Source organism: Pseudomonas sp. HS6-2 (assembly GCF_049325675.2).
Lineage (GTDB): Bacteria > Pseudomonadota > Gammaproteobacteria > Pseudomonadales > Pseudomonadaceae > Aquipseudomonas > Aquipseudomonas putida_N.
This window is the reverse complement of record NZ_CM143906.1, coordinates 1,141,193-1,158,071: the sequence shown is the minus strand read 5'-3', so window position 1 is coordinate 1,158,071 and position 16,879 is coordinate 1,141,193. Positions and strand designations below refer to the sequence as shown.

14 protein-coding genes are annotated in these 16,879 nt (G+C 63.1%); 11 read left to right on the top strand and 3 right to left on the bottom strand.

Going from position 1 to position 16,879, the window contains the following annotated elements; all coding sequences use genetic code 11:
• Positions 1-49 precede the first annotated feature (49 nt).
• Together ACOKS3_RS05335 and edd are read right to left on the bottom strand one after the other, a co-directional pair.
• Positions 50-1,009 carry a glucokinase gene (locus ACOKS3_RS05335; protein ID WP_103445518.1) on the bottom strand — a complete coding sequence of 320 codons (960 nt, stop codon included), beginning with the start codon at positions 1,007-1,009 and terminating at the stop codon, positions 50-52.
• Positions 1,006-2,832 (bottom strand): phosphogluconate dehydratase, encoded by a 1,827-nt coding sequence (edd, locus tag ACOKS3_RS05330; protein WP_103445519.1) that lies wholly within the window; start codon positions 2,830-2,832, stop codon positions 1,006-1,008. Before edd ends, ACOKS3_RS05335 begins: the two co-directional genes overlap by 4 nt.
• A gap of 265 nt (positions 2,833-3,097) precedes the next feature.
• Between edd and gap the strand changes: the two genes are divergently transcribed.
• The 6 genes from gap to ACOKS3_RS05300 all read left to right on the top strand — a co-directional run bounded on the left by gap (position 3,098) and on the right by ACOKS3_RS05300 (position 9,786).
• A complete protein-coding gene (gene gap / locus ACOKS3_RS05325) occupies positions 3,098-4,099 on the top strand; it encodes a type I glyceraldehyde-3-phosphate dehydrogenase (protein ID WP_103445520.1) in 1,002 nt (333 codons plus the stop codon).
• Between the two features lie 197 nt (positions 4,100-4,296).
• On the top strand, positions 4,297-4,809 hold the full coding sequence (locus tag ACOKS3_RS05320) for an RNA polymerase sigma factor (protein ID WP_103445521.1): 513 nt from the start codon (positions 4,297-4,299) through the stop codon (positions 4,807-4,809).
• Between the two features lie 90 nt (positions 4,810-4,899).
• Positions 4,900-5,862, top strand: a complete 963-nt coding sequence (locus ACOKS3_RS05315) for a FecR family protein (RefSeq protein ID WP_103446227.1) — start codon at positions 4,900-4,902, stop codon at positions 5,860-5,862.
• 125 nt (positions 5,863-5,987) lie between these two features.
• Entirely contained in the window at positions 5,988-8,573 is a 2,586-nt protein-coding gene (locus ACOKS3_RS05310) for a TonB-dependent receptor (protein ID WP_103445522.1), read from the top strand.
• Positions 8,574-8,725: 152 nt separating this feature from the next.
• Positions 8,726-9,319 carry a biliverdin-producing heme oxygenase gene (locus tag ACOKS3_RS05305; protein WP_103445523.1) on the top strand — a complete coding sequence of 198 codons (594 nt, stop codon included), beginning with the start codon at positions 8,726-8,728 and terminating at the stop codon, positions 9,317-9,319.
• Between the two features lie 53 nt (positions 9,320-9,372).
• Positions 9,373-9,786, top strand: a complete 414-nt coding sequence (locus ACOKS3_RS05300; protein WP_103445524.1) for a YbaN family protein — start codon at positions 9,373-9,375, stop codon at positions 9,784-9,786.
• On the opposite strand, the gene arcD (ACOKS3_RS05295) is transcribed toward ACOKS3_RS05300, so the two are convergent.
• Positions 9,766-11,193 (bottom strand): arginine-ornithine antiporter, encoded by a 1,428-nt coding sequence (arcD, locus tag ACOKS3_RS05295; protein ID WP_103445525.1) that lies wholly within the window; start codon positions 11,191-11,193, stop codon positions 9,766-9,768. The genes ACOKS3_RS05300 and arcD (ACOKS3_RS05295) overlap by 21 nt on opposite strands.
• Before the next feature lie 432 nt (positions 11,194-11,625).
• Between arcD (ACOKS3_RS05295) and arcD (ACOKS3_RS05290) the strand changes: the two genes are divergently transcribed.
• The 5 genes from arcD (ACOKS3_RS05290) (at position 11,626) to ACOKS3_RS05270 (ending at position 16,842) form a co-directional block, all read left to right on the top strand.
• On the top strand, positions 11,626-13,053 hold the full coding sequence (gene arcD, locus ACOKS3_RS05290; protein ID WP_103445527.1) for an arginine-ornithine antiporter: 1,428 nt from the start codon (positions 11,626-11,628) through the stop codon (positions 13,051-13,053).
• A 33-nt stretch (positions 13,054-13,086) separates the two neighbouring features.
• Complete coding sequence (arcA, locus tag ACOKS3_RS05285; RefSeq protein ID WP_103445528.1) at positions 13,087-14,346, top strand: arginine deiminase; 1,260 nt, start codon at positions 13,087-13,089, stop codon at positions 14,344-14,346.
• A 68-nt stretch (positions 14,347-14,414) separates the two neighbouring features.
• Complete coding sequence (locus ACOKS3_RS05280; protein WP_079229571.1) at positions 14,415-15,425, top strand: ornithine carbamoyltransferase; 1,011 nt, start codon at positions 14,415-14,417, stop codon at positions 15,423-15,425.
• A gap of 63 nt (positions 15,426-15,488) precedes the next feature.
• On the top strand, positions 15,489-16,418 hold the full coding sequence (gene arcC, locus ACOKS3_RS05275; protein WP_103445529.1) for a carbamate kinase: 930 nt from the start codon (positions 15,489-15,491) through the stop codon (positions 16,416-16,418).
• Positions 16,419-16,473: 55 nt separating this feature from the next.
• Positions 16,474-16,842, top strand: a complete 369-nt coding sequence (locus ACOKS3_RS05270) for a DUF5064 family protein (protein ID WP_103445530.1) — start codon at positions 16,474-16,476, stop codon at positions 16,840-16,842.
• The last annotated feature ends 37 nt before the right edge of the window (positions 16,843-16,879 follow it).

Sequence of the window (16,879 nt, the reverse complement as noted above, 5' to 3'; positions counted from 1 at the left end):
TGTTGCAGGTCTTTCTCGCCTGCTGTCGCGGTGCAGCCGATCGAGCGTATCAGTGATCCAGGGTTTGCTGCAGTGCCACCCCGGCTCCGAGCAAGCCAGAGAACTCGGCAGTTACCAGCCAAACCGGCACACCTGCAAAATAACCACTCATGCAGCCCTTGTCGGCAAAGCTGGCGGCAAATCCGCTACGCAGGAACAGCTCGGCAAAGCGCGGGATCACGCCGCCGACAATATAGACCCCGCCGCGCGCGCCCAGGGTCAGGACATTGTTACCGGCCACACGCCCGAGGAAGCGGCAGAACTGCTCGATCACCGCCAGCGCCCGTGGCTCGCCGCCCAGCGCCGCATCGGTGATCTGCGCAGGCGTTGTGTGTCGGGGCGTGTCGCCATCCAGTGCGCACAGGGCCTGATACAAACGCACCAGGCCACCACCGCTCAGCACGGTCTCGGCGCTGACGTGGCCGATCTGGCTGTGCAGCTGCTGATGGATCGCCGCCTCGCGGGCGTTGCCCACCGGCAAGTCGACATGCCCGCCTTCACCCGGCAGCGCCTGCCAGTGCTGCTCGCCCAGGCGCAACAGGCTGCCGACCCCCAGGCCGGTGCCCGGGCCGATCACCAGCGCGGGCCGCGCCGGGTCTGCCTTGCCTGGGCAGACCTCACGGTACTCACCGGGTTGCAGGCGGGTCATGCCCAGGGCCTGGGCAGAAAAGTCGTTGATCAGCAGCAGCCGCTCGACCTGCAAGGTCTGGCAGAACGCCTTGTGGCTGAGCCGCCAGTGGTTGTTGGTAAAGCGGAATTCATCGCCATCCACCGGCCCGGCCACCGCCAGGCACACCCCCGCGAGGCCACCACGGGCAATGCCGTGGCCTTGCAGGTAAGCCTCGATGGCCTGCTCCGGGCTGGTGTAATCCGCCGTGGCGAAGACCTTCACCTGGTACAGCTGGTTGTCACGCCACAACGCAAAGCGGGCATTGGTGCCACCGATGTCGCCAACCAGCAGGTCCTTCATTTGAGGTTCTCCAGAGCCGAGGTAAAGGCGCTCGCGCCCTGCTCTGCCGGGCTGAATGCCATGCGCATGAAGCCGAACAGCTCACGGCCGCAGCCCAGGTCGTTGCCCTGAGGCGCGGGCGGCAGGTCACGACCGGCCAGCTCTTCTGCCGACACCATCACCCGCAGCGTGCCTTCGACACCATCGACCCGCACGATATCACCATCGCGCACGCGTGCCAGCGGGCCACCATCGAACGCCTCGGGGCAAACGTGGATGGCCGCCGGGATCTTGCCCGAGGCGCCCGACATACGCCCGTCGGTCACCAGCGCAACCTTGTAGCCACGGTCCTGCAGCACGCCGAGGAACGGCGTCAGCTTGTGCAGCTCGGGCATGCCGTTGCAGCGCGGGCCCTGGAAGCGCACCACGGCAACGAAATCGCACTCCAGTTCACCGGCCTTGAAGGCATCGGCCAGCGACTGCTGGTCATGGAACACCCGTGCCGGCGCTTCGACCACCTGATGCTCAGGCGCTACTGCCGAAACCTTCATCACGCCTCGGCCCAGGTTGCCTTCCATCACCCGCAGGCCACCTTCGGCCGAGAACGGCCGTGCCACCGGGCGCAGGATGCTCTCGTCCAGGCTCTGCTGCGGCCCTTCGCGCCACACCAGCTTGCCGTTGTCGAGGAACGGCTCCTGGGTGTAGCGGCGCAGGCCGTGGCCAGCCACGGTGTTGACGTCTTCGTGCAACAGGCCGGCATCGAGCAGTTCACGGATCAGGAAGGCCATGCCGCCAGCGGCCTGGAAGTGGTTGATGTCGGCCTTGCCGTTGGGGTAGACGTGGGACAGGGTCGGCACCACCTCGGACAGGTCGGCCATGTCTTGCCAGGTCAGCTGGATGCCGGCCGCCTGGGCGATCGCCGGGATGTGCAGGGTGTGGTTGGTCGAGCCGCCGGTGGCGTGCAAGGCGACGATGGAGTTGACCAGCGCTTTCTCGTCGACGATCTCGCCCAGCGGCATGAAGCTGCCGCTGGCCTTGGTCATGCGCGTGACCTGTTGCGCTGCCTCGGCGGTCAGGGCATCGCGCAGCGGGGTGTACGGGTTGACGAACGAGGCGCCTGGCAGGTGCAGGCCCATGACTTCCATCACCAGCTGGTTGGTGTTGGCGGTGCCGTAGAAGGTACAGGTGCCGGGGCTGTGGTAGGACTTCATTTCCGATTCCAGCAGCTCCTCGCGGCTGGCCTTGCCTTCGGCATAGCGCTGGCGCACGTCAGCCTTCTGCTTGTTGGAAATACCGGAAACCATCGGCCCGCCCGGCACGAAGATGGTCGGCAAGTGGCCGAAGCGCAGCGCGCCCATCATCAGCCCGGGGACGATCTTGTCGCAGATGCCGAGCATCAGCGCAGCGTCGAACATGTTGTGCGACAGCGCTACCGCAGTGGACATAGCGATCACTTCGCGGCTGGCAATGGCCAGCTCCATGCCTGGCTCGCCTTGGGTCACGCCGTCGCACATTGCCGGCACGCCACCGGCGAACTGGCCGACCGAGCCGACCTCGCGCAGGGCCTGCTTGATCTGGTCAGGGAAATGCAGGTACGGCTGGTGCGCCGAGAGCATGTCGTTGTAGGACGAGACGATGGCGACGTTGGCCGCGTTCATCAACCGCAGGGTCTGCTTGTCCTCGGCACCGCAACCGGCCACGCCATGGGCGAAGTTGGCGCACTGCAGGCTGGCACGCATGGGCCCGTCACTGGCCGCGCCACGAATCAGCTGCAGGTAGCGTTCGCGGGTGGCTCGGCTGCGTTCGATCAGCCGCTGGGTGACCTCAAGGATGCGCGGATGCATGTACTGGACTCCAGGCTAATTGTAAGGGCGGTTTACCGGGCATTTCCCCTCCAAACGATTGCGGCCTAGGCTCAAGGTAGAGGGGCTCGCGATATCGGGGGAGGCACTGTGCCCAACCACTCGTTGTATGTTTAAACAAAATACTGCCATCAAAAAGGCTTGTTTTCTATCTTCGAGTGAATAATCTTGTAATTCCAACAACAAAACCGTTTCAGTGAACCGCCTTTTTGCCACAGGTTTCACTCGGACCGCCAGAGGTACTGCCATGACCCTACGTATCGCCATCAATGGATTCGGCCGCATCGGGCGCAATGTCCTGCGCGCACTGTATACCCAAGGCTACCGCCAGGACCTGCAGGTCGTCGCCATCAACGACCTGGGTGACAGCGCGATGAACGCCCACCTGCTCAAATATGACAGCGTCCACGGCACATTCGATGCGCTGGTCGAGGCCGACCATGAAAGCCTGACGGTCAATGGTGACCGTATCGCGGTCAGTGCCATCCGCAACCCGGCCGAACTGCCCTGGAAGGCCGAAGCGATCGACGTGGTGTTCGAATGCACCGGGCTGTTCACCGACCGTGCCAAGGCCGCCGCGCACCTGGCTGCGGGCGCCGGCAAGGTGATCGTCTCGGCGCCGGGCAAGGGCGTCGATGCCACCGTGGTGTACGGGGTCAACCACGATATCCTGCGGGCTTCGCACCAGGTCATCTCCAACGCCTCGTGCACCACCAACTGCCTGGCGCCGATCGCCCAGGTGCTGCACCGCGAGTTCGGCATCGAACAGGGGCTGATGACCACCATCCACGCCTACACCAACGACCAGGTGCTGACCGACGTCTATCACAGCGACCCATACCGCGCCCGCTCGGCCACCCAGTCGATGATCCCGAGCAAGACCGGCGCCGCCGAAGCCGTGGGCCTGGTGCTGCCGGAACTGGCCGGCAAGCTCACCGGCATGGCGGTGCGGGTGCCGGTGATCAACGTGTCGCTGGTCGACTTGACCGTCAACCTCAAGCGCGAGGCCACCGCCGAGCAGGTCAACCAGCTGTTCCTCGAAGCCAGCCGGCACTCCAAGGTGCTCGGTTACAACGCCCTGCCGCTGGTGTCGTGCGACTTCAACCACAACCCGCTGTCGTCGATCTTCGATGCCAACCATACCCGCGCCAACGGGAGGATGCTCAAGGTGCTGGCTTGGTATGACAACGAGTGGGGGTTCTCCAACCGGATGCTGGATAACTGTCTGGCATTGGCCAGCGCGCGCTGAAGGGCTCCTGACTGGAGATTTTTGCCGCTTATGAGACCGAGCGCTGCGCGGGCGGCGCTCGGTCTCATAAGCGCTGAGAATCCCAAGTCGAACACCCCGCCCCCATACAATCTTTACCTTTTTCTAACAAATCCAGGCTTGACCTGACTACGAGATGATAAGCATTATCATTAACCTTTCGTCGGCCAGGTCACCCCGTGAGTCAGTCCCGGTTCAACTCCGTCTTCCTCGTCCAGCGCCTTTCCCTGCTGCGCACCCTGCAACGCATGGTAGGCAACCCCAACACCGCCGAGGACCTGCTGCAGGAAACCTACCTGCGGGTGTCCCGCGCCTTGGGCGAGCGGCCCATCGAACACCTCGAGCCCTTCGTGTTCCAGACCGCCCGCAACCTCGCCCTGGACCACCTGCGCACGCGGCGGGTGCAGTCGCGCATGCTGGTCGACGATGTGCCCGACGAGGTGCTGCACAATGTCGCCTCCCCGCTGGGTAGCAGTGAGGACGCCGCCCACGCCGAACAACTGCTCAAGCACCTGAGCGTCAGCCTCAACCAGCTGACCGAGCGCCAGCAGCGCATTTTCATCCTCAGCCGCCTGCACGGCGCCAGCTACCTGGAAATTGCCGAGCAACTGCAGGTCTCGGCCAGCACGGTACAGAAGGAACTGAAACTGATCATGGCCATCTGCATGGGCGTGGCCGACCGTCTCAAATGAGCCGACCGCAGGCGTGCCGAATGCTGCATGGCGCTTGCCATGCTTCGCCCAAGCCTTGATCATTCGCAAAAATACCTGCAAGGACCCACCGTGACCGACAGCCCCGTCACTCGCCCGCCAGCCACCGGGCCCGACGCCCGCGCCCGTGCGCTGGACGAGGCGCTGGACTGGCTCGTTCGCCTGCAGTGCGCCAGCGAAGCCGACACCCTCGCCTTCGAGCAATGGCTCAGCGCAGCTCCGGAAAACGCCGAGGCCTATGTCGAGGCTGAAGCCTTGTGGAACGGCACCCCGCTGCGCCAGGCCGCCATGCACATGCACCAGCACCAGCGCCGCTCGCTGCGCGGCCGCCTGCGCGCGCACTGGAAGCCACTGGCGACCGCCGCCGTGCTGTTGGTGGGGCTGTTCACCTTCGGCAACCTGCCGGTGCGCCTGCAGGCCGACCACCTGACCGTGGTCGGTGAACGCCAGCGTCTGGAGCTGGATAACGGCGCCAAGGTCCTGCTCAACACCAATTCCGCCTTCGCCAGCGACCAGCAGGGCGGCCGCCAGGTCGCACGCCTGCTACAAGGCGAGGCGTACTTCCAGGTGCCCGGTGGCGCCCAGCTGCCGCTGGAAGTGCAGGCAGGCCCCGTGCGTGCACAGGTACGCGACACCGATTTTGCCGTGCGCTACCTCGACGGCGAGGCACAGGTTCGCGTGCAGCGCGGCGACGTCGACCTGCAGGGGGCACTCGACCAGCGCATCCGCCTCAGTGCCGGCGACAGCATCAGTGTCGGCCCGCAGGGTTTCGGCCAGCGCCAGCGCCCGGACATGCACAGGGACCTGGCCTGGGTCGACGGCCGCCTGGTGTTCGAGAACTGCCCGTTGAGCCAGGTGCTGGCCGAAGTGCGCCGCTATTACCCTGGCTGGATCATCAACCGCAACGACCACCTCGGCGACATGGCGGTGACTGGCAACTACCGCCTCGATCAGCCGTTGGAAACCCTGCGCGCCCTGGCCCACATCACCTCGGCGCAACTGCACGAATTACCCGCCGTGGTGATCATCAACTGAGCGACAAGTTTTTTTACGCGATCGCGTCTCCCCGCTCGTCTCGTTATAGCCAATGCAACTGATTCTTGTTTAAAAACAAGAACGGTAATCACCTATAACAGTTCGCGCGTCAGGGAGCGCTTTCGATGTCCACAGGTCCATCTCGCCCGTCCACCCTTCCCCGCCGTACCGGTCAGCTGTCGCTGCTGACACTGGCTCTGCTCGCCAGCGGTGCCTGCAGCCTGCCGGCGCTGGCCGCCGAACCGGCCCAGGCCAGCAGCCCGCGCATGGGCGACTACCGCTTCAGCATCGCCCAGCAGCCGCTGGTCGAAGCGATCAATGCCTTCAGCAAGGTCACTGGCTGGCAGGTCGGCTTCAGCGCCGAACTGGCCGACGGCGTGGCATCGCCGGGTGTACAGGGTTCGCTGGCGCCGGAAGCTGCACTCAAGCGCCTGCTCCAGGGCACCGGCCTGGGCTTGCGCAAGATCAGCAACGGCAACGTGGTGCTCGAACGACAGTCGGCGGGCAACGTCATCGCCCTGCAGCAGATGACCGTCAGCGCCACCCGTAGCGCCCAGGACGTGAGCCAGGTGCCAAGCACCGTGAGCGTGCAGACCCGTGAGCAACTGGACCGGCAGAACGTCAACAACATCCAGGAGCTGGTGCGATACGAACCGGGTGTCTCGGTGGGGGGCACCGGCCAGCGCAGCGGCCTGAACGGCTACAACATCCGCGGCATCGACGGTGAGCGCGTGCTCACCCAGGTTGACGGCGTATCGATCCCCGACAGCTTCTTCTACGGCCCTTACGCCCAGACCCAGCGCAACTACGTCGACCCCGAGATCGTCAAGCGCGTGGAGATACTCCGCGGCCCGGCTTCGGTGCTGTACGGCAGCAACGCCATCGGCGGCGCGGTAAGCTACTTCACCCTCGACCCGGACGATATCATCAAGCCAGGCAAGGACGTCGGCGCGCGCCTGAAGACCGGCTACAGCTCAGCCGATGAGAGCTGGCTGACCTCGGCTACCGTGGCTGGCCGCACCGGCGATTTCGACGGCCTGCTGCACCTGAGCCAGCGCAATGGTCACGAAACCGAATCCTACGGTAGCCATGGTGGCACCGGCCTGTCGCGCACCGAGGCCAATCCGCAAGACGTGCGCACTACCAACGTCCTGGCCAAGCTCGGCTGGAACTACGCCGACGATGCCCGCCTGGGGTTGACCTACGAACGTTACAAGGATGACCGCGACCAGAACATCCTCAGCGCCGTCGGTGGCCCGTTCACCAACGGCACCGGCCTGGGCATGTACCGCAGCCGCACCGGCAACGACACCGTGACCCGTGAGCGCTTCGGCATCAACCATGAGTTCGGCCTGGATTCGCTGGTCGCCGACCACGTGAAATGGAGCCTGAACTACCAGATCGCCAAGACCGACCAGAGCACCGAGGAAGTCTACTTCCCGTTCAGCCGCACCGTGCTGCGCACCCGCGACACCACCTACAAGGACCGCCAGTGGGTGTTCGACGCCCAGCTGGACAAGGCCTTCAGCGTCGGCGCCACCGACCACCTGCTGACCTACGGCACCACCCTCAAGCACGAGAAGGTCACCGGTTCGCGCAGTGGCACCGGCACCTGCCTGGCAGTCGGTGGCACCTGCCGCGTCATCGGCCAGGTCAGCACCAGCGATGCCCAGGCACTGGTTAGTGACTTCCCGGACCCGACCGTGAACACCTACAGCCTGTTCGTGCAGGATGAAATCCGCTGGAACAACTGGACCTTCATGCCCGGCGCGCGCTACGACTACACACGCATGGAGCCGAAGTTCACCGAGGAGTTCCTGCGTGGTATCCAGGGCTCAGGCACCGCTCCAAACAGCCTCGACGACTCGGACAAGAAGTGGCACCGCGTCTCGCCCAAGTTCGGCCTGACCTATGCCTTCAACGACCACTACACCTGGTACGGCCAGTACGCCGAAGGTTTCCGTACCCCGACGGCAAAGTCGATGTACGGGCGTTTTGAAAACCCGACCCTGGGCTACAGCGTGCAGGGCAACCCCGGCCTCGAACCGGAAAAGAGCAAGAGCTACGAAACCGGCCTGCGCGGCAACTTCGACGCCGGCAACTTCGACGTGGCGGTGTTCTACAACAAGTACCGCGACTTCATCGACGAAGACGCCGTACAGTCGGCCAACCTGGAAACCACGTTCCAGGCCAACAACATCAAGCACGCCACCATCAAGGGCGCCGAGATCAAGGGCCGCCTGAACCTCGACCACTTCGGTGCGCCGCAGGGCCTGTACACCCAGGGTTCGATCGCCTACGCCTATGGCCGCAACGATGACAACGGCCAGCCGCTGAACAGCGTCAACCCGCTGACCGGCGTGTTCGGCCTGGGTTACGAGCAGCCGAACTATGGTGGCCTGCTGAGCTGGACCTTGGTCAAGCGCAAGACCCGTGTCGACGACACCACGTTCTTCGCGCCGGACGGCCAGAGCTCGCAGTTCCGCACTCCGGGTTACGGCGTGCTGGACCTGAGCGGCTTCTACAAGGTGACCGACGACGTCACTGTCAACGCTGGGCTGTACAACCTGACCGACAAGAACTACTGGCAGTGGGATTCGGTGCGTGGCTACGACGGCCAGGGTGAAGCTGGCGTGACCCAGCCGGCCAACCTCGACCGCCTGACCATGCCGGGGCGCAACTTCGCCGTCAATGTGGTGTGGGATATCTGATGTAGGGCTATAGCGTTGCGGCGCCTGTGGGATCGCGCGGCGCGCGATCCCACAGGCGCTGCAGCACTCAAGACAGACCCAAGTTTTTTTACTCTCCCCGCCCCGCTGTTTCGTCTTGTCACTAGACGCCCTCATTTACCAAGGACACGCCCATGACCGACCGCCCAGCCCTGCGCTCGCAACGCCTGAACCAGGCCACCCACGCTCCGCACAGCGAGCTCGACGCCCTGGTCAAATCCCATGCGCCATTCGACAGCCGCGAAAGCTTCGCCCGCTTCGTCGTCGCCCAATACCTGTTCCAGGCCGAACTGCAGGCCCTGTACAACGACCCGCAACTGATCGCCATCGTCCCTGACCTGGCCGAGCGCTGCCGCGCCGAACAGGCCCGCCTGGATCTCGCCGACCTGAACACCGAAGTCCCGGCCGCCGTTCCCGGTGCCCTGCACAATCCGACCCTGGGTGAAGCCATGGGCTGGATCTTCGTCTCGGAAGGCTCCAAACTTGGCGCTGCGTTTCTGATCAAGCGTGCCGTGGCCCTGGAGTTGTCCGACAGCTTCGGTGCCCGCCACCTCGGCGAGCCGGCCGGTGGCCGTGCCGAAGGCTGGAAGCAGTTCACCCGTATCCTCGATGGCCTGGAGCTGTCGCCCGAGGAAGATGCCGCCGCCGAGCGTGCAGCAGTTGCCGCCTTCGAGCGCTTCACCGAACTGCTCAAGCATGCCTATGCCGCGGATGCCGCGCTGGCCTGAGACGCATCAACCGGCCGCCTCTCCGGTGGCCGGACGTTTTTTGCAGTGAGACCATGACCCGACCCGCCCGCTCGAAACTGTCCCGCCTGCTATATGGCATCCTGGCTTACGTAAGCTTGGGGATAGGCCTGGTCGCCATCGTCATCCCCGGCCTGCCGACCACCGAGTTCATCCTGCTGGCCGCCTGGGCCGCGACGCGCAGTTCGCCGCGCCTGTCTGCCTGGCTGGAAAACCATCGCCTGTTCGGGCCGATCCTGTACAACTGGCGCAACGGCAAGGTGATCCAGCGTCGTGCCAAGGTCAGTGCCACCGTCAGCATGCTGCTGTGCGCAGGCTTGATGCTGGTCTTCCTCGAGCACCACTGGCCGGTGTTTCTGGCGATTGCCGGCATGACCCTGGGCAACCTGTGGATCTGGTCTCGCCCTGAACAGCCCTGCCCCTCTACCTCACAAGCTCAACAGCCCTGAATACAGCAGGTAGGCAGCCAGCGCCGCGCCCGCCAGCACTGCCGCGAAAATCAGCTTCTCCCAGGTGGTGAACAGCGTCTGCCCTTGCTCGTGCTTGGCCCGGGCAAAGAGGATTACCCCTGGGGCATAGAGCAGTGCCGACAGCAGCAGGTACTTGAGGCCGCCCGCATACAGCAGCCACACCGCATACAGCAGCGCCAGCGCGGCCACCAGCAGGTCCTTGCGCCGCAGCCCTGCCTGCCCTTCGTAGCTTTCCCCGCGCCAGGCCAGCAGCACGGCATAGGCCGCCGACCACAGATAGGGCACCAGAATCATCGACGATGCCAGGTAGATCAGGCTGGTATAGGTACCTTCTGAAATCAGCGTGATCAGCAGGAAGCCCTGGATCATGCAGTTGGTCAGCCACAGGGCATTGGCCGGCACATGGTTGGCGTTCTCCTTGGCCAGGAAGCGCGGCATGGTCTTGTCACGCGCCGTGGCGTAAAGAATTTCTGCACACAGCAGGGCCCACGACAGCAAGGCACCGAGCAGCGATACCGCCAGGCCAATACTGATCAGCAAGGCACCCCAAGGGCCGACGATATGCTCCAGCACCGAGGCCAGCGACGGGTTCTGCAACCCGGCCAGCTCCGGCTGGGTCATCACCCCCAGCGACAACACGTTGACCAGCACCAGCAGCGCCAGCACCCCGAGAAACCCGATCACCGTGGCCTTGCCGACGTCCGAGCGGCGCTGCGCCCGCCCGGAATACACACTGGCGCCCTCGATACCGATGAACACGAACACCGTGACCAGCATCATGTTGCGCACCTGGTCCAGCACATTGCCGAACTGTGGATTGCTCAAGCCCCAGATATCACGGGTGAAGATGTCGGCACGGAAGGCAAAGGCGGCGATGACCACGAAGATCAGCAATGGCACCACCTTGGCCACGGTGGTCACCTGGTTGATGAACGCCGCTTCCTTGATGCCACGCAGCACCAGGAAGTGCACCGCCCACAACAGCAGCGAGGCACAGCCGATGGCAATGGGCGTGTTGCCTTCGCCAAACACTGGGAAGTAGAAGCCCAGGGTGCTGAACAGCAGCACGAAGTAACCAACGTTGCCCAGCCAGGCGCTGATCCAGTAACCCCAGGCGGAAGAGAACCCCATGTACTCGCCGAAGCCGGCCTTGGCATAGGCATATACCCCCGAGTCCAGCTCGGGCTTGCGGTTGGCCAGGGTCTGGAACACGAAGGCCAGTGCCAGCATGCCCACTGCCGTGATCGCCCAGCCGATCAGCACAGCGCCGACATCGGCACGGGCGGCCATGTTTTGCGGCAGCGAGAAGATGCCGCCACCAATCATCGAGCCCACCACCAGTGCAATCAGTGCACCCAGTCGCAGCTTTTGTCCGGGTTCGCTCATGGGGCTTCCTTTTTTACGTGCTGTCATGCGTTTGCAACAGTCATGGGCACCATATAAATGCTGTTACTTATATGGCCAAAACCATTAAACCTATAGCATTAATAACCATAATGTCTATCGCCACATTCCCTGTAAAACTAGCAGCTGCCAGGCAACCGGAAAAGAATCTGATAAAACTCGAAATTCTTGTGAAAAATTTGCGAACGCGGCAAAAACGGCTAGCGTCAGAAGTCGCAGGCCAAACGGAGCGTTTGCTCTAGAAGGACATGGAGATGCCAGCGCAAAGGGCCTGCAGCTGAGCAGTCGGCACTCTCCAGGAGTTGCGCGTAGGAAATTTCCTACCTCGCATCGCCAAGCACTGACCTGAGTCAGGTCTTGGCCCAGGCGTCGGATTTATTCTGTCGTCAACTTTCTCCTGGCAGGAGTTGTTAAATGTCTGATTCATCCGGAAAACTAAAACTCGGCGCGTTAGTTGCTCTCGTAGTCGGTTCGATGATTGGTGGCGGGATCTTCTCGCTGCCGCAAAACATGGCCGCCAGTGCGGGGGTTGGGGCGGTATTGATTGGCTGGGCGATCACTGCGGTCGGCATGCTGACCCTGGCGTTCGTGTTCCAGACCCTGGCCAACCGCAAGCCTGACCTGGACGGCGGCGTATACGCCTACGCCAAGGCCGGCTTCGGCGACTACATGGGCTTTTCTTCAGCCTGGGGCTACTGGATCAGTGCCTGGCTGGGCAACGTTGGTTACTTCGTGCTGCTGTTCAGCACCCTCGGTTATTTCTTCCCGGTCTTCGGAGAAGGCAACACCCCGGCGGCGATCATCGGTGCCTCGGTGCTGCTCTGGGCCGTTCACTTCCTGGTACTGCGCGGCATCAAGGAAGCGGCGTTCATCAACCTGGTCACCACCGTGGCCAAGGTCGTGCCGCTGGTGCTGTTCGCCTTGATCTGCCTGTTCGCCTTCAAGCTCGACATCTTCACCGCCGACATCTGGGCGGTGGGCACGCCAGACCTGGGCAGCGTGATGAACCAGGTGCGCAACATGATGCTGGTCACCGTGTGGGTGTTCATCGGCATTGAGGGCGCAAGCATCTTCTCGTCCCGTGCGGAAAAACGCTCAGACGTGGGCAAGGCCACGGTCATCGGCTTCGTCACCGTGCTGCTGTTCCTGGTACTGGTCAACGTGCTGTCGCTGGGCATCATGACCCAACCGGAGCTGGCCAAGCTGCAGAACCCGTCGATGGCCGCCGTGCTTGAACACGTGGTCGGTCACTGGGGCGCGGTGCTGATCAGCGTCGGCCTGATCATCTCGCTGCTCGGGGCCCTGCTGTCGTGGGTGCTGCTGTGCGCCGAGATCATGTTCGCCGCCGCCAAGGACCACACCATGCCGGAGTTCCTGCGCCGCGAGAACGCCAACCATGTGCCGGCCAACGCCCTGTGGCTGACCAACGCCATGGTGCAGATCTTCCTGGTCATCACCCTGTTCTCCAGCAGTACCTACCTGTCGCTGATCTACCTCGCCACCTCGATGATCCTGGTGCCCTACTTGTGGTCGGCGGCTTATGCCTTCCTGCTGGCGCTGCGCAGCGAAACCTACGAACAAGCCCTGGCAGAACGCAAGAAAGACCTGTTCATCGGCGCCATCGCCCTGCTGTACGCCATCTGGCTGCTGTATGCCGGCGGCGTGAAATACCTGCTGCTCTCGGCCCTGCTCTACGCCCCTGGCGCGATCCTGTTCGCCAAGGCCAAGCGTGAAGTAGGCCAACCGATCTTCACCAACGTGGAAAAACTGATCTTCGCAGCCGTGGTCATCGGCGCCCTGGTGGCAGCCTTCGGCCTGTATGACGGCTTCCTGACCCTTTGACCCACGTCTTCGTTCAATTGGAGGAATGAAACCATGTCCGCTGAAAAACAGAAGTACGGTGTCCACTCCGAAGCCGGCAAACTGCGCAAGGTAATGGTTTGCGCACCGGGCCTGGCACACAAGCGGCTGACGCCAAGCAACTGTGATGAATTGCTGTTTGACGATGTGATCTGGGTCGATCAGGCCAAGCGTGACCATTTCGACTTCGTGACCAAGATGCGCGAGCGCGGCGTCGACGTGCTGGAAATGCACAACCTGCTGACCGACATCGTCCAGCAACCCGAAGCCCTGAAGTGGATCCTCGACCGCAAGATCACCGATGACACCGTCGGCGTGGGCCTGAAAAACGAAGTGCGCAGCTGGCTCGAAGGCCTCGATCCGCGCCACCTGGCCGAGTTCCTGATCGGCGGTGTGGCAGGTCAGGACCTGCCGCAGAGTGAAGGCGCCGATGTGGTCAAGATGTACAACGACTACCTGGGCCACTCCAGCTTCATCCTGCCGCCGCTGCCCAACACCCAGTTCACCCGCGACACCACCTGCTGGATCTACGGAGGCGTGACGCTGAACCCGATGTATTGGCCAGCACGTCGCCAGGAAACCCTGCTGACCACCGCCATTTACAAGTTCCACAAAGAGTTCACCAACGCCGACTTCGAAGTCTGGTACGGCGACCCGGACAAGGAGCATGGCTCGTCCACCCTCGAAGGTGGCGACGTGATGCCAATCGGCAACGGCATCGTGCTGATCGGCATGGGCGAGCGTACCTCTCGCCAGGCCATCGGCCAGCTCGCTCGCAACTTGTTCGCCAAGGGCGCGGTCAGGGAAGTCATCGTCGCCGGCCTGCCGAAGTCCCGCGCCGCCATGCACCTGGACACCGTGTTCAGCTTCTGCGACCGCGACCTGATCACGGTCTTCCCGGAAGTGGTGAAAGAGATCGTGCCATTCATCATTCGGCCAGACGAAAGCAAGCCCTACGGCATGGACGTGCGCCGCATCAACAAGTCGTTCATCGAAGTGGTCGGCGAACAGCTTGGTCTCAAGGATGGCCTGCGCGTGGTCGAGACCGGCGGCAACAGCTTCGCCGCCGAACGCGAACAGTGGGATGACGGCAACAACGTGGTGGCCATCGAGCCAGGCGTGGTCATCGGCTACGACCGCAACACCTACACCAACACCCTGCTGCGCAAGGCCGGCATCGAGGTCATCACCATCAGCGCCGGCGAGCTGGGCCGGGGCCGGGGCGGTGGCCACTGCATGACCTGCCCGATCGTGCGCGACCCAATCGACTACTAACGCCCATCACGCCCGGCCGCACTCACGAAGTGGCGGCCGGGACATCACCGAATTCAAGGAGAAAAGTCATGGCGTTCAACATTCACAACCGCAACCTGCTCAGCCTCGAACACCACACCACCCGCGAGCTGCGCTACCTGCTGGACCTGTCGCGCGACCTCAAGCGCGCCAAGTACACCGGCACCGAGCAGCAGCACCTGAAGGGCAACAACATCGCCCTGATCTTCGAGAAGACCTCGACCCGCACCCGCTGCGCCTTCGAAGTCGCCGCCTATGACCAGGGCGCCAACGTCACCTACATCGACCCCAACTCCTCGCAGATCGGCCACAAGGAAAGCATGAAGGACACCGCCCGCGTGCTCGGGCGCATGTACGATGCCATCGAGTACCGCGGCTTCAAGCAGGAAATCGTCGAAGAGCTGGCCAAGTTTGCCGGCGTACCGGTGTTCAACGGCCTGACCGACGAATACCACCCGACCCAGATGATCGCCGACGTGCTGACCATGCGAGAGCACAGCGACAAGCCTCTGCACGACATCAGCTACGCCTACTTGGGCGACGCCCGCAACAACATGGGCAACTCGCTGCTGCTGATCGGCGCCAAGCTCGGCATGGACGTACGCATCGCCGCGCCCAAGGCGCTGTGGCCACATGACGACCTGGTCGAGCGTTGCCACAAGTACGCCGAAGAAAGTGGCGCACGCATCACCCTGACCGAAGACCCCAAGGCCGCGGTCAAGGGCGTCGACTTCATCCACACCGACGTCTGGGTCTCGATGGGCGAGCCGATCGAAGCCTGGGGCGAGCGCATCAAGCAGCTCAAGCCCTATCAGGTGAACAAGGAGCTGATGAAAGCCAGCGGCAACCCACGGACCAAGTTCATGCACTGCCTGCCAGCCTTCCACAACTCCGAGACCAAGGTCGGCAAGCAGATTGCCGAACAGTACCCGGACCTGGCCAACGGTATCGAAGTGACCGATGACGTGTTCGAGTCGCCGGCGTGCATCGCCTTCGAGCAGGCGGAAAACCGCATGCACACCATCAAGGCGATCCTGGTTTCGACCCTGGCTGACCTGTAAGCCGCCCGCGCCGCCCCTGCCCATGGGGCGGCGCCCTTCCCTCTTCGTTAAAGGACATTCCCCATGCGTATCGTTGTTGCACTGGGCGGCAACGCCCTGCTGCGCCGTGGCGAGCCCATGACCGCTGACAACCAGCGCGCCAATATCCGCACCGCCACCGAGCAGATCGCCAAGATTCACCCCGGCAACGAACTGGTCATCGCCCACGGCAACGGCCCCCAGGTCGGCCTGCTGTCGCTCCAGGGCATGGCCTACAAGCCCGACGAAGCCTACCCGCTCGACGTGCTCGGTGCTGAAACCGAAGGCATGATCGGCTACATGATCGAACAGGAGCTGGGCAATCTGCTGGCCTTCGAAGTGCCGTTCGCCACCCTGCTGACCCAGGTGGAAGTGGACGCCAACGACCCGGCCTTCAAGGACCCGAGCAAGTTCATCGGCCCGGTCTACAGCAAGGAAGAGGCCGAGCGCCTGGCCAAGGAAAAAGGCTGGGTGGTCAAGGCCGACGGCGACAAGTACCGCCGCGTGGTCGCCAGCCCGAAACCGAAGCGCATCTTCGAAATCCGCCCGATCAAGTGGCTGCTGGAAAAGAAAAGCATCGTGATCTGCGCAGGCGGTGGTGGCATCCCCACCATGTACGATGAAAACCGCAAGCTCAAAGGCATCGAGGCGGTGATCGACAAGGACCTGTGCTCGGCGCTGCTGGCCGAACAGCTGGAAGCCGACCTTCTGGTAATCGCCACCGACGTCGATGGCGCCTACATTGACTGGGGCAAGCCGACGCAGAAAGCCATCGCCCAGGCCCACCCCGACGAACTCGAACGCCTCGGCTTTGCCGCCGGCTCCATGGGGCCGAAGGTGCAGGCAGCCTGCGATTTTGCCCGGCACACCGGCAAGGTGGCGGTGATCAGCTCGCTGGAGAATATCGAGGGCATCGTCAAAGGCGTCGCCGGCACCCGCGTGAGCACCGAAAAGCCAGGTATCAGCTACCGTTGATTGCAGTGGGCGGGCCTGCCGGGTCCGCCATTTTTACCGTCCAGAGGAGTCTGCCATGGCCACCTACGAGCCAGGTCATGTACATATCGAGCGCACTGCGCTGAACCCGGCTGATCACAGTTACGACCTCAAGGTCGATTACGAAGCGGTCTCCGACGCCAGGGAAGGCAGAGGCATCCAGTTCCACATGCATGGCAGCATCGAAGGCAAGCCGGTGGAAGAAAAGTTCTTCCTGGCCAAGGATCAAGTGCTCCCCAGTTTCCTCATGCAGTTGTCTCGCAGAGCCCAGTCATACCTGCCGCCACCGAAGAAGTTCGAGAATCTGAGTTCGCCGCACAAGATCTATGACTGGATGTTCAAGGATATCCGCGAAAAACTCGATGTGAAGTCGGGCGACCCGATCAAGCCTGAACATCTGGAGTGATTCGAACCTGGGGCCGCTAAGCGGCCCCAGCGATGTT